Raw genomic sequence first — 13,926 nt, 5'->3', positions numbered from 1 at the left:
CCTACAACCTCCCCACCTCATCATCACTCAGGCCAGTTAACTCTTTAATGGTGTCAACATCATAGCCTTTGGCCATCATCTTCGTAGCAATGTCCTTGGCCTTTTGATTTTCGGCCCTTTTCTTTTCGGTATCGATCTTCCATTGTTCCAGCTCCTTTCTTTCGGGGCCTATAATTTCAAATAGGCCGGAATTTTTTATTCCATCCATAATGCCCTCGTCCGCAAAGCTGGCATAGTCGTCCTCGGTAATGATCAGGTGGTCTGCCACCTCAACATTGATCAGCTTGCCCACCTTGTACAAACGGTCGGTTACGTTCTGGTCTCCTTCGGAGATTTCCAAGGAGCCACTGGGGCGGTTGTGCACAAAGATCACTTTGGAGGCCAGTTTGTAAATGGCCATTCTAAACACATCTGGCGGGTCTACGTTTACCCTATTCACGGCACCCAGGGCAACCAGCTCAATAAACTGGATCTTGTTCTTGCCATTGAGCCCCACCACCCAAAAATGTTCTTGGTTGCGGCGGATCTTGTTTTCGCGCAGTAATATCTGCTGCATTACATGGTACACATCAACAGAATTTAAGACCTTAATCTTCTGTTCGTTGGTAAGATGGACATTCATACGCTACATATAAAATTTGTGGGGCATGCTGCGAGAGGTCAATAGCGCCAAAAAGATACAAACTATATACAACTTATTCGCACCTTAACTTGGGTTCCACAAAACATTTGTCAGGTCGAGCGCCCTGTCTACCAGCAGGCAGGTAGAAGCATCCTAAATTTAGCTGCTACCCATTGTTCCAAACTTTGGTGGTACCGTTCACCGCCGAAACCTCATAAAACTGCTCCTTAATGCCAGTGGATGTAAGCGTAATGGTGGCAAAGCCATTGAGCACCCTTAGATCCAACAACTTGGTTGGAGGATTGCTGTTGGGCATGGGGGTTTGGGAAAAATAGTCGATCTCTGGATTGGTCGTCCCACCGCTGTGCAATGATGTACCTTTTCCAAAGGGTATGGCACCATGGCCTACACAACGTAGTTTGGGACTCTCACCCGAGGGGCATGTATACCTGCCCGCCACAGATTGGTCATTATATACAATTCCATTATGGATATGGCCATAATACCAATAATCCGGAGCACGCCCCAGCGCGTTGATCACCTGGGTAAACAGGGGTTTTTTAACGCTGGTGCCATCATAGGTTGGCGGGGTAAGGTCTTTTCCATCCGCGGTCATACCTGTATGGTGCGTCATTAAGATGATTTTTTGCGAAGCACCAATGTTCAGGCCTTTGATGAAATTTATTTGGTTGGTATCGTACAAGGCACCATCCATGTACAGTTTGCTGCTATCATAAAAAGCGGTATCCAACCCAATAATGACCCAATTACCAAAGGTAATGGCAAAATAACTGGTGTTGTTCTGGTCTTTAAGGAACAAGGGATTGGCCAGGGCAACACCAAAATATCCGTTGGCACCATCATACATTTCATGGTTGGAGTTCAGGGTAAAATTTGCCTTTGCACTTCTGGGGAAATGTTTTAGAAGCTTGTTCATTTCTTCCTTTCCCAGACCCGCATAGTAAACATCGCCAAGGTGAAGGGTGATGTCCGCTTTCTCTTCGGGCGGTAGATTTTTAATGGCATTGCCCACCAAGGTAGACGGCGATGGAAATCCTTGATCGCTATAGTTTCCTGTACCCCAATCTCCCATAATGGCAATGGTAAGTTGATCCTGACCCGTAATGTTGGTGGTCACTGGAGTTGTGCCAAATGTGGCATCGGCTCTTCTGTCCCATCTGTAGTAGAGGTAGTATACCAGCGATTCTGTCCAATGATAATCCAATTGTGCGTATAGGGTTTCAAGATATAGCGTGCCATCCGGCGCCACAACACCAGGGCCATTGGTGACGTTTTCCATCCAAATGCCCCAGTCTTTTTTACGGATATCGGTACCGGGCATTCCCATGTATTTTAGAATTTCAACAACGGCCTCTGGCAGTTGGTGCAATAGGTAAAGTGCCGGGCCGTATTCAAGATTGCCGTCTGGCGGTAGCGGCTCATCCTTCATAAAATCTATAAAACGATTCTCACTTTCTTTAAGAAAAATCCAATCGGATTGAAGCGGATTATCGGTTATGGGAGCCTTTGGGTCAATGCTCAAAAGATCTTGGAGGAGTTGGTCGGATAATTCAGTAATGCTGGACATGATGAGTTGTTATGGGTTAGTAGTCAGTAAGTTAGAAATAAATACGAATAATCTTGTCTCATTGTAAGAAAAAAATGAAACCAATTTCTTGATGAATTCAGAAAATGCTATTTCCTATCCAGTGCTGCCAAAAGGACATGGGTGACACATACTGTCAAAAAAGCTAATCCCCTCATTGCTAGCCAAGCGGAAAATTACTGTATTTAGGGTACGGTTATTGCTCGGTTGTTTTCTCTTTTATCAAATCAAAAAACAATCAATATTTCCCTATGGATTTTAAAATTCCCAGCTTTTCGCTAGCGCTTTTGGCGCTCCTTTCCGCATGTTCCAATGACGATGACACCAACACCATTGATTCCGCGACCGAGATACATATCCCGGATCCCCAGTTTGAATCCAAGTTGATCAGTTTGGGCATTGACTCTGATGGCACTGTCAACGAAAAACTCCTTAAAACTGATGCCGCCCAAGTGGAGTATCTGGATATCTCCAGCCAAACCGAATCCGATGAAATTCATGACCTTACAGGCATTGAAGGTTTTACCAAATTGAAACGACTTTTTGCCATTGGCAACCGTCTATCCGCCATTGATCTAAGCCAAAACGTACTTTTGGACACTCTAGATCTATCCGGCAATGATCTGTCCGAAATCGATTTGAGCCAAAACAAGGCCTTGATCAAGCTGGATTTAAAAGTAAACGACCTGGAGGAGGTGACAGGGCTTTCCGCAGCGACTCAGCTTCAATGGTTAAACCTTTCCTTTAATTTTTTGGAAACCTATACCATAGAAAATCCAAGCTTGGTGCATATTTTGATCAGTAATAACCAACTGCAGACATTTGATACCAGTTTGGCGGTGGCTTTGGAAAGTATTTATGCGCGCACAAATAAAATTGCCCAATTGGATCTTACCCAAAATACCCTCTTGGAGACCATAGATATTGGGGACAACCAACTGACCCAGATTGAATTAGGGGATAAACCACAGCTCAGCTATCTGTCCTGCTTCAGCAATGAACTTACCCATTTGGACGTCAGCACTTTTGAAGCTCTGGACTACCTGAGCGCCAACCGAAATCCAGACTTATGGTGCATTACAGTAGGGGACGGGCAGTCCATACCCACACTAAAATTATCGGAATATCAGCAAACTAGTGAGGCCTGCGAGTGGTAGTAAGATCATGGGAATGGATTGGCGTTTGGGCAATTTCCAATATGAGGTTTGATTGATATAGGCACCCCTTTGGAAAAGAAATGTTATTTTACTGTAACAGTTTGATTTTTAGGGACTCATTAGTTTAACAACTAATAGACCACATCATGAAAAAATCCTGTTCCTGTTCCCCAACCCATTTTCTTTTTTGCACTTTTTTGACGATTCTTTTATTGGTATCCTCCTGTCAAAATTCAAAATCAAGTGAGATAATTGACACCGATGCCGCCATTGCCTATGCCGTACCAATGGACAACATCACTTTGGATGGGAATCTTTCGGAATGGCCTTCGGATATTAGCTCCTACCCAATCAAAAACGCTGAATTGGGCAAAGCTCCCAACAGTGAAAAAGATTATGACGGCAATTTTCGCATTGGCTATAATGCCGATCAGAGTGAGATTTATATTGCGATGGAAATTTCGGATGAATCCTTGGTGATAGAGTCCCCTGAGTTGTCTTTCTGGGACAATCAAGATGGATTGGAGCTGTATATCAACGAGAAAAGTTTAAAAACAGGATCTCCTGTAACCCAGTACAGCGAATACGGGAACGATCGCAATGCTTACGGGGCAAGAACTGCATGGGACAAGGTGGAGATGGCAAAAAATGTAACCGATACGGGAAAAACCGTTGAGTGGAAGGTAAAACTGGACCGAAAAATTGAAGAAGGCATGTCCTTGGGAATGGATCTGGTAGTGGTTGATAAAGACGAAGACGACAGCTTTACCTGGTTTTCTTGGGGCAGGGGAACGCAAAAAGTGGCAAACCCGGACCGATTGGGGAATGTAATTTTTATAGCAGATGCCACTGAAATTGGCTTGGTGAAAGGCAAAGTGGATACCTCTGGAGTGAATGAAACTCCTGTTCCCATTAGTATTAGAATGAGCAGTCTTGACAACGAGGACATGTGGGTGCAGACCGTGGTGGATTCCACAGGGAATTTTTCCATGCCCTTGCCTGTTGGGAAGTATCAAATAGAAGTGCCAACCAAAATTGTGCAAGTTGACTACCGATTTCACAGAATGGCACCAACAGCGCCTGTAACTTTTTCTTTGGGTAAGGATGGTCATGATTCAATTCCCACCTTGGAGGTCAAGATGCTTCCCGAACCTGACTTGATTCCAGACAAAGGGTTGCTGCATGATTTCAATGAAGAGTCCAAAAAACAAGTAGACCAGATTATTGAGGGCTATCAAGAGCATTACAATATTCCTGGTGTCTCGTTGGCTTTGATCAAGGATGGAAAAGTGGTGTATCATAAAACCTATGGGGTAAAGAATTCGGTGACCAAGGAACCCGTTGATGACAAAACCTTGTTTGAGGCCGCTTCCATTACCAAGCCTGTGTTTGCCTATGTGGTGCTACGATTGGCGGATCGTAACATTATTGACATGGACAGGCCATTGCATGAATATCTTCCATTTGAGCAGCTAGAGGAGTATCCGGAATATAAAAAGATGACGGCTAGACACGTACTGATCCATCGTAGTGGTCTGCCCAATTGGGGAATTGAAATGATTAATGAACCAGGAGAAAAATATGGCTATTCTGGAGAAGGCTTTGAATATCTAAAGCGTGTGGTGGTGAAAATTACAGGCAAAACCATTGAGCAAATTCTTAACGAAGAATTGATTGAGCCTAACGGATTGTACCATATGGAATTTAGCGATAGCGAAGCATTACGAGAGGTGGTATCCGATGGACACGTGGGAGGCCATCCTACCCATTGGGACATTCCACAATACGCTGGCATGGCTTTTAGCATGCATACAGAGGCCAAGGCTTTTGCCAAATACGCCCTTACCATTCTAGAGCGAAAAGGGTTGAAACCGAGTACCTATTCTGAATTTTTGGAGATTCACACCGAGTCAGAACCTGAATATTGGAATAATGCGGACAAGAAAGAGGGTGCGGGTCTCGGTATTTTTATTCGGGAAACGGATTATGGCAATACCTTTTACCACGGTGGAAACAATGGGGATTTCAAATGCCAATTTGAAATTTACGACAAGTTGGGAATGGGCTATATCATCTATACCAATTCTGATACTGGAAGCGAGCTTACCATAGATGCCTGGCAAATCTTTGGCGAGGGGAAAAAGCAAGAGAACTAGCTGTGTCTTAGGGTCTCATATTCTGTCATTAAATCCTTTTTTAAAAACTGGAAGGCCTTTTGGATTTGTGAAAGGGGAGAAGCCATGTTCATGCTGCTATTTTAACACACTAACAATTTTATCCTGATCCTCCGTGGTTTTAACGCCCACCACGATGCGCTCCACAATGTGCTTGGCCGTGGTCAAGGTGGATAGGTCGGTATAGATTTCCCCTGTCTGACCCGAATGATGTCCATGTCCTACCAATTCCATAAGATAGTAACTTTTGTCATCGTCCATGTTGATTGGGGTTTCAAAAATGATAGAAGGCTGTCCCAACTGACCTGTGCCATTGTGGTAGACTCCATCATCTGGGAAATCGTATTCCGAATAATACTCATTGTCATCGAACGCCACATTGATTTCAATTTTCAAAACAAAGGCATCCGAACGCTTAACAGAAGAAAGCAGCTTAAAATTATCGATCAAAGTTGCTCCCGTGATGGCATCGGGCAGGGGGTTATTGTTTGTGGGAACGTACATCCCATCTGTATAGACCACCCCTCTTTTATGCGACCAGACCGGTAGGGCATTGACCCGTCTATACTCCCCAACGGCATCTTTGTTCTCATCAAAAGTCTTGAAGTTTTCCTTGCTTCGGCCACCAAAAAACAATCCTTTAGCCGTTGCTTTTGTAACAAAAACGGTTTCCAGATAGTTTCCTTCGGAATCTTCGGTCCAAATGGCCATTTGCGGATGCCAATAATGCTCTGATCGTAAAAGGTCGATGCTGAGTTCAACTTCTTTTTCATTGCCCATTTCAACCACCAGGCACTCGGATAGATTGACCTCCTTTCCTGAACTTGCTTTTAGGTTGGCCCCATAGTCCATCATGGATTTGAAGGGCTTAAATTGATAAAATGCGGCTAAGAACAAAATAGCCAATACCACTGTTATCGGATACAATAGCTTGGATTTGCTATAGGTTTTTAGTGGTCGGAAATTATTAGTGAAATGGAATAGCACTCCGAGTGCGAAGAGTCCGCCGAAAACCGTATGCAAGGTTGCCACTGTTCGGGAGTATACTTGTAAATAGGAAAGTACTCCCGTAATCAATAAAACTAGAAAGCTCAGGGCGATGGACAGACTTATTATTTTTCGTAAAGTCATCTTTTTAATGGTAGATGTGCATAGGTATGGTCCCCAGTTATTTTTGGGGTACCATACCTGAAACAAATTAAAAATAATGCTACAAGAGTGCCTTGAGTCCTTTGATACGGTTGCTTAAATATTGTATCTGTTTGGCCTTGTTCTCCGGAAGTTGGAATTCGGCCAGCCTTTTGTTCAGCTTTTCTGCAATTTCTTTTTCTACCACCTTAACCTCTTTGATGATGATGTTCAGACTTTCTTCATCGTTTTTACCAATAATGCCATGAATATCATATGATTGGGCATCAAAACCATGAACAACGGATTGTTCCATACCCACTTTAAGGTCGATCAAGTCCAACCTTAGTGTACTGATGACCTTGGCCTCCCCAAACTTTGTTTTTGCGCCCCTACAGGCAGTGGGGGAGCACCCTGAAGTGGATTCTCCAGCGGTGGCCACTTTGCTTTCACAGCTTTTTGCCGACTTTTCTCCGTTTGTATCAGCAGTGGAGCAATTAGATTGGGCGAAAACCATATGGCTCATTAGCATTAACAACGCACTAAAGAAGATACTCTTGAAACTTAATTTCATAGTTGAAAACTTTTGATTTATAATTTGTTCTTCAACTATAGACGTGAACTTGAAAAAATGATGCAGGGAAATATGAAAATACGCCCATGAATGGTTAATCAGGGCACCCACTGGAATTACAGGCGGAATTCTGGTGGTACTCTAGGATACTTCCTTTTCCACCCTGTTTAACGTTGCAGCACTTCGAGAACAAGCCTTTCAGTTTTTTGCGTCCCCTTTGGATTTTGGATCTAACCGTTACGTAATTCATATCCAGTTTTTCCGCAATTTCCTTTTGGGGCATTTCCTCCAATTCAGAAAGTGTAAGAATGGAGCGATACTCTTCTGGAAGTTCTTGGATAAAAACGGTGACACACTTACTTAGCTCCTCGGCGGCACTTTCTTGGTCATATTCCTCGGTGAGCGCAAAAGTCTCAATATCATCCTCGGGAATTCGTTTTTTCCTGTAATAATCGGTTATGGTGTTTTTGGCAATGGTGTAGACCCAGCTCTTTATGTTCTCTACCGAATCCGTCTTTGTTTTGGAAAGTTTGTAAAAGACGTCTTGGGTGATATCCTCCGCATCTTCATGATTGTTCACCCTTTTCTTTACGTAGTAAAACAGAGGATTATACAGCTGATCTATTTGTGATTGCATTTCTATTAATATGATTGACAAACAAAATTATGATAAATGATGAAAGCACTACCAAGTAAAGCCCTTCTTTAGGAAGGGCTTTTGGTTTTATAATGTATGGTTGTACTTTCTATCAGCAGCATCCACCACCTACTTCCTGTAAGGTACCGCCACAACACGAAGTTGAAGCAGTCTCCCTTACTTGTTGAGTTGGTCCACAGCATCCGCCATCTTGGACTACATTACTTTCCTTTATTTCTCTAGTCTTCATTGTGATATATTTAAAAGGTTATGAATTTACTTTCACTTAGTAAGACGTAGGATTCAAAAATTGATGCAATTGCATGCTGAACAGATATTTATTATCTTGATAATGAATCCAGTAACCTCCAAATTTTTCAATAACCGCTCGTTAGGCCAGTAAGCATCTTTTACTTCAGATAAAGAGGTGCCAAATGTCATATTTTAAGAATAAAGAAATAGGGATTTTTATACGCTAAACACTAATGGTTATGAAAGTATATGACGATAAACATATCAAGAACATCGTATTCGTGGGAGCCAATAACAGTGGGAAGACCACCTTGGCCGAAACCATGCTTTTTGAGGCAGGTTTGCTCAATAGACGGGGCACGGTGGAAGGCAAAAATACGGTATCGGATTATCATGAAATAGAGCACCAGAGGGGTGCTTCTGTTTTTGCAACCCCTTTGCACACCGAATGGCGCAATTACAAAATCAACATCATTGACACTCCTGGTCTCGACGATTTTATTGGGGAGATACTTTCTTCTATTAGGGTGGCAGATACCGTTGTCACCGTGATCAACGCCAGGCATGGGGTAGAGATAGGCACACAGATTATTTGGAACCAAATAGACCTTTATAACAAACCCACATTGTTTGTAGTAAATCAAATAGATCATAAGAATGCCAGTTTTGAGGATAGCTTTAAGGAGATCAAGGAATTGGTTGGCAATAATGCCGTTAAAATCCAATATCCTTTGGTCATTGATGGGGCGCAATGCATTCTTGATGTGTTAAAAATGAAACTCTACAAGTTTTCGGCGCAAGGCGGAAAACCTGAAAAATTACCCATACCCGAGGATCAAAAAGCCTTGGCAGACCAATTGCACAATGAACTGGTAGAAAAAGCAGCAGAGAACGATGAGGACCTGATGGAATTATTCTTTGAAAAGGGTACCCTTAGTGAGGATGAAATGCGCCAGGGAATCAAGGCCGGTATGCTGAACCATGAACTTTTTCCTGTTTTCTGTGTATCCGCACTTCAAGATATGGGCAGTGGCAGGTTAATGGGCTTTATTGACAATGTGGCTCCCGCAGCTGCCGATTTAAAACCGGAACAAAGCGTGGAGGAAAAAACGGTTTTGCGTACAACGGAGGCACCAACAGCGCTTTTTGTTTTTAAAACGGTACATATGCCCAATTTGGGGCAACTAACCTTCTTTAAGGTAAAATCTGGGGTAATCAATGCAAATGACAAACTTGTTAATTCCCGCACTGGAGAAACGGAAATCCTGCATCAGCTCTTTATTATGGATGGAAAGAAACGGGAACCGGTTTCAAAACTGATGGTTGGCGATATAGGAGCCACGCTAAAATTGAAACATACCGAAACCAATGATACCCTGTACAAGCAGGGTCATCAGGTGACCATAAGACCTATAACCTATCCAGAGCCTAGAACCCGTAAATCCGTGGTTGCCCAAAAACAGGCAGATGAAGAAAAACTGAGTGATGCCCTGAAAAAAATACACAGTCAAGACCCTACGGTGGTTGTTACCTATTCCAAGGAGTTGAAACAGCTGATTTTGGGCTGCCAAGGCGAGTTGCACTTGGCAACTATTGGATGGACCCTCGAAAACAACTATGGGGTCAAAGCCGAATTTAAACAACCCAAGATTGCATACAGGGAAACCATAAAGCGATCTTCCACAGCCAATTATAGGCATAAAAAGCAATCAGGTGGAGCGGGGCAGTTTGCCCAGGTACATCTTAAAATTGAACCATGGTATGAGGGAATACCGGAGCCTGAGGGATTCAATATTCGGGGAAAAGAGGAAATGGCACTTCCCTGGGGCGGTAAATTGGTGTTCTACAACTGCATTGTGGGTGGAGTGATAGACCTGCGGTATTTGCCTTCCATCAAAAAGGGAATTCTGGAGGTAATGGAATCGGGTCCATTGACCGGTTCCTACATAAGGGATGTACGGGTAATGGTCTATGACGGAAGAATGCACTCGGTAGATTCCAATGACATAGCTTTTAAAATAGCAGGTGCGCATGCTTTTAAGGCGGCATTTTTGAACGCTAAACCTAAATTGTTGGAACCCATACGAGAGTTGACCGTAAAAGTACCTGAAGAAATGGTAGGTAGCGTAATGACCGACTTACAATCCCGAAGATCCATCATTCTTGGGATAGATAATGCGGACCGCTATCAGATTTTAAAATGCAACACCCCAGAGGTTGAGCTTTACGGTTATTCTACAAACCTGCGTTCCTTAACACAGGGCAAGGCTACGTTCAATTCCGTGTTTTCTTCTTTTGAGGCGGTTCCTGATAATATCCAGCAAAGTTTGGTAAAGGTTTAACCACAAGCTTTGGATTATAGCGTTGTACTGAAACCCTAGCTCAGATTCCGATGTCAATAGTTTAGAATGATCCAGTTGGCATTGGCTATAAATTGTTTCTCATCCACCGGGTTTTTGAAAACCAGGTAGAGTGCACTTTGCTCAACTGTGGGGCTCACAGGAATTTCATAGCTCTTGAAACCTTCATCGGACTCGTGGTAATACCCAAGGGCCGTACTGCCAATAACCGTACCTTCGGGGGAATCTTCCCGAATCTCTAGCATCCCCTTATAGTTGTAACCAGAAATATAGAAGGCTGAAAAACTAATACTTTTTAAGCCACTCAGATTGATGTTTTCAAAACCGATAAAACTGTCGTGCTTGATGGAGCCTACCAGCTCTGCACCTCCAGCTTCCCACTCCCCAACATCTTCACTGAGTTCGTCCGCCGCTTCCGCTTCCAGTTTGGAAGTTGTAAAAATCACCTGTGAGCTTGTGGCCAATTCGGAATTTGGAACCTTTTCGTTGCCCTGGTCCAAATAAGAGGCCATCAATACATATTTACCCCCACTTTCACCTTTCATATGTTCTCTAAACCGAACTGTCCCTGAAAGGGGTAATAAAGTTTCCTCCACGCTTTCATCGGGGCTCAGTGAAAGGATATAGTCCACCATTTTCCCAATTTCCTCAATATCCAATTGTGGATGGGCAGACATTAGGGACTCGCCCCAAACCCCTGAGCCTCCTTTTTTGACCCGGTCAATAAGGTAATTGCGGTCATCCGAGCTATATTTTTCGGCAATTTCCGTATAGCTGGGACCGTTAACCTTAACATCCACAGCATGGCAGGCAGCACAATCGGTGGCGTCCATGAGTACTTTCCCTTCGGGAACTACATTTTGTTGGTGTCCCAGAGTGGCTTTGATCATATCCTCACCTTCTGGAATATAGCTAAAGGTCACCTTGATTTGGTCTGCGGGGATGGTCCCATTATCGGAATTTCCATCCTCTGCATCATCGACCACAACCTTATAGGTCAGTTTTTTGTTATTGAAATACATGGAATCCTTGGGCTCAATCTGAATTTGAAGGTCTGGAGCCGTATTCCCCACCAAAATCTTGATGTTGGTCACATCAGAATTTCCAAAGGGGTCGGTTACCTTCAATTGTACATTGTAAAGTCCTGCCTCTTCAAAGGTGTGGACTGGAGCTTCTTCATTGGACTCCACTTGGGAACTGTTTGAAAAAAACCATTCATAGCTTAAAGCATCTCCATCATAATCTATGGAGGACGAAGCGGAAAACTCAACAGAAAGGGGAGCGGCACCTATTTCCGTGTTGGAGGTAATTTGTGCTACAGGCTTTAAATTTCCTTCTATGTAGGATATCTGACTCAAACGGGCATCCAGGTTTCTGGAGTTCCATTTTTGACCGTATTCCAACATATACATTTTTCCATCAGAACCGAAGATCATATCCATGGGGTGCGAAAACTCAGTACTGGGCATAAAGGGGTCTGCTTTTACATAGTTTTGGTCTTCGTCCAGTGTCACCACATAAATCCAGTCCCGCATCCATTCGTACACAAAAAGTTTGTCCTCAAAATATTTTGGAAATGTACTATCAGTTGCATTGGGATAATCTGAGGAGTGGTAAACCACCCCTGCCATGGGGTTTACCCCGCCTTCGCCCAACCAGGGAAACTCCTCCGAGCGGTCATAGGAATACCAAATCATGGATTCCTGGGCAGGGGGAAGTTCTTGTATTCCTGTATTGTTCGGCGAATCATTGATTAAATTGTTTGGGTCAAACTTAGGCCCGGATTCTTCCTTCGCAAAGTCGTAATCGTTGTACAGTTGATTGTTACCGCGGGTATAAGGCCAACCCCAAAAGCCAGCCTTTCTGGCCTGGTCAAATTCACCCATGCCCTTTGGACCACGGTCTTCGACTCCCTTACCAGCATCGGGTCCCACATCACCCCAGTACACGTAACCAGTTTTGGAATCAATATGGAACCGGAACGGGTTTCGGCAGCCCATTACGTAGATTTCAGGTCGGGTATTGGGTGTTCCTTCAGGAAAGAGGTTCCCTTTTGGAATGGAATACGTGCCATCATCCTCGGGTTTTATCCGCAAGATTTTACCGCGTAGGTCGTTGGTGTTGGCAGCGGATTTTTGGGCATCCCAAAGCGCCCTTCCTTCTTGCTCATCAATTGGTGCAAATCCTTGAGATTCAAATGGATTGGTGTTATCTCCTAAACCGATGAATAAATTTCCATCAGGTCCAAATTCCAAGCCACCGCCACTGTGGCAGCACTCACGTATTAGCGGAATCTCCAACAAGATTTTTTCGGAATCGAGGTCAAGGACATCATCTTTAAGGGTAAATCGGGAGACATGTTGTTCCACCTTTTCGGCGGACGAATAGAAGAGATAAATCCAGTTGTTCTTTTCATAATTTGGGTCCACCGCCATTCCCAAAAGACCATCCTCATTGCCATAAAACAAATCCAACTTGGCAATTACCTTGGTGGTGGCTGTTTTAAAATCGTATAGTTTAAGGCTACCTCTGCGTTCAATAAATAGAATCCCTCTACCTGGAAGTTCTTCCAGTTCCATGGGTTCATCCAGGTTAAAATCCAGGATTTTCTTGGTAAATCGGTTCTCCAGTGGGACCCTGTCGGTTTTGGCTTTACTGTAATCCAATGGGCGATTGCCCATGGCATAGTTTAATCCACCCATGAGATGCTTTAGAAAGGTTTCGTCCGTAAAAGTTTCATCTGTATGGCCCATGGCGGTGTAAAAAGCACGTCCTCCGTCATAATCATGATGCCAAGAAATGGGATGGTGCTCCCCGTGATTTCCACCTTCATAAGTTTTTTCATCAATCTCAATCAGAACATTGACATCTTTATTAAAACTCTTAAAGTTGTACCATTCATCTTCCTTGACCCAGGTACTATCCAACATTTGGGTGCTGGCGTGCGTTCTATCAATTACATTTAAGGTTGCCTGCTGTACTGCGGGATGTCCCATGAAATAGGCCCCCACCATTTTGTTGTACCAAGGCCAATCATACTCGGTATCCGTTGCGGCATGGATCCCTACAAAACCGCCTCCGGCTTGCATGTACCGTTCAAAATCAGCTTCTTGTGCGGTACTCAAAATGTCTCCAGTAGTATTTAGAAAGACTACTGCGTCATAATTTTTCAGGGAATCTTCCACGATGTATGACGCGTCCTCGGTGGTCACCACCTTAAGGTCGTTTTCCAAGCCTAATTTTTGGAGTGCAGCAATTCCCGCCTCAATGGATTCATGTCGGAACCCAGCAGTTTTGCTGAACACCAATATTTCTTTTTGTCTGTTGCCACATGAAATTGCGGTGAGAAGTGCAAGAATTGCTACTACATATTTTGACACGCTCATAGTCTTACCGTTCGAAATTTATTTTAAACA

At 43.6% G+C, this 13,926-nt stretch carries 10 protein-coding genes; 3 read left to right on the top strand and 7 right to left on the bottom strand.

Going from position 1 to position 13,926, the window contains the following annotated elements:
- Position 1: 1 nt before the first annotated feature.
- Both ACOOE0_RS14915 and ACOOE0_RS14910 read right to left on the bottom strand, forming a co-directional pair.
- A complete protein-coding gene (locus ACOOE0_RS14915) occupies positions 2 to 622 on the bottom strand; it encodes a JAB domain-containing protein (RefSeq protein WP_420399702.1) in 621 nt (206 codons plus the stop codon).
- A 166-nt stretch (positions 623 to 788) separates the two neighbouring features.
- Positions 789 to 2,210, bottom strand: coding sequence for a metallophosphoesterase family protein (locus ACOOE0_RS14910; protein WP_420399701.1), 1,422 nt, complete (start codon positions 2,208 to 2,210; stop codon positions 789 to 791).
- 269 nt (positions 2,211 to 2,479) lie between these two features.
- Between ACOOE0_RS14910 and ACOOE0_RS14905 the strand changes: the two genes are divergently transcribed.
- Positions 2,480 to 3,385 carry a leucine-rich repeat domain-containing protein gene (locus ACOOE0_RS14905; RefSeq protein WP_420399700.1) on the top strand — a complete coding sequence of 302 codons (906 nt, stop codon included), beginning with the start codon at positions 2,480 to 2,482 and terminating at the stop codon, positions 3,383 to 3,385.
- 146 nt (positions 3,386 to 3,531) lie between these two features.
- Positions 3,532 to 5,541 (top strand): serine hydrolase, encoded by a 2,010-nt coding sequence (locus tag ACOOE0_RS14900; protein ID WP_420399699.1) that lies wholly within the window; start codon positions 3,532 to 3,534, stop codon positions 5,539 to 5,541.
- A 96-nt stretch (positions 5,542 to 5,637) separates the two neighbouring features.
- Here the strand turns inward: ACOOE0_RS14900 and ACOOE0_RS14895 are convergent, their stop codons facing one another.
- The 4 genes from ACOOE0_RS14895 to ACOOE0_RS14880 form a co-directional block, all read right to left on the bottom strand.
- The gene (locus ACOOE0_RS14895; protein ID WP_420399698.1) at positions 5,638 to 6,690 is read right to left on the bottom strand and encodes a DUF4405 domain-containing protein; all 1,053 of its coding nucleotides are present in this window, start codon (positions 6,688 to 6,690) and stop codon (positions 5,638 to 5,640) included.
- A 79-nt stretch (positions 6,691 to 6,769) separates the two neighbouring features.
- Positions 6,770 to 7,261, bottom strand: coding sequence for a hypothetical protein (locus ACOOE0_RS14890; protein ID WP_420399697.1), 492 nt, complete (start codon positions 7,259 to 7,261; stop codon positions 6,770 to 6,772).
- A gap of 94 nt (positions 7,262 to 7,355) precedes the next feature.
- Positions 7,356 to 7,898, bottom strand: a complete 543-nt coding sequence (locus ACOOE0_RS14885) for a sigma-70 family RNA polymerase sigma factor (RefSeq protein ID WP_420399696.1) — start codon at positions 7,896 to 7,898, stop codon at positions 7,356 to 7,358.
- Between the two features lie 112 nt (positions 7,899 to 8,010).
- Positions 8,011 to 8,148, bottom strand: coding sequence for a hypothetical protein (locus ACOOE0_RS14880; RefSeq protein ID WP_420399695.1), 138 nt, complete (start codon positions 8,146 to 8,148; stop codon positions 8,011 to 8,013).
- Positions 8,149 to 8,389: 241 nt separating this feature from the next.
- Between ACOOE0_RS14880 and ACOOE0_RS14875 the strand changes: the two genes are divergently transcribed.
- Complete coding sequence (locus ACOOE0_RS14875; protein ID WP_420399694.1) at positions 8,390 to 10,492, top strand: elongation factor G; 2,103 nt, start codon at positions 8,390 to 8,392, stop codon at positions 10,490 to 10,492.
- Positions 10,493 to 10,545: 53 nt separating this feature from the next.
- Here ACOOE0_RS14875 and ACOOE0_RS14870 read toward each other — a convergent pair whose 3' ends face one another.
- On the bottom strand, positions 10,546 to 13,896 hold the full coding sequence (locus ACOOE0_RS14870) for a ThuA domain-containing protein (protein WP_420399693.1): 3,351 nt from the start codon (positions 13,894 to 13,896) through the stop codon (positions 10,546 to 10,548).
- Positions 13,897 to 13,926 lie beyond the last annotated feature (30 nt).

The sequence above is a fragment of the Flagellimonas sp. genome (assembly GCF_965215805.1).
Lineage (GTDB): Bacteria > Bacteroidota > Bacteroidia > Flavobacteriales > Flavobacteriaceae > Flagellimonas.
The sequence above is the reverse complement of the archived record's forward strand: the minus strand, read 5'-3'. Positions and strand labels throughout refer to the sequence as shown.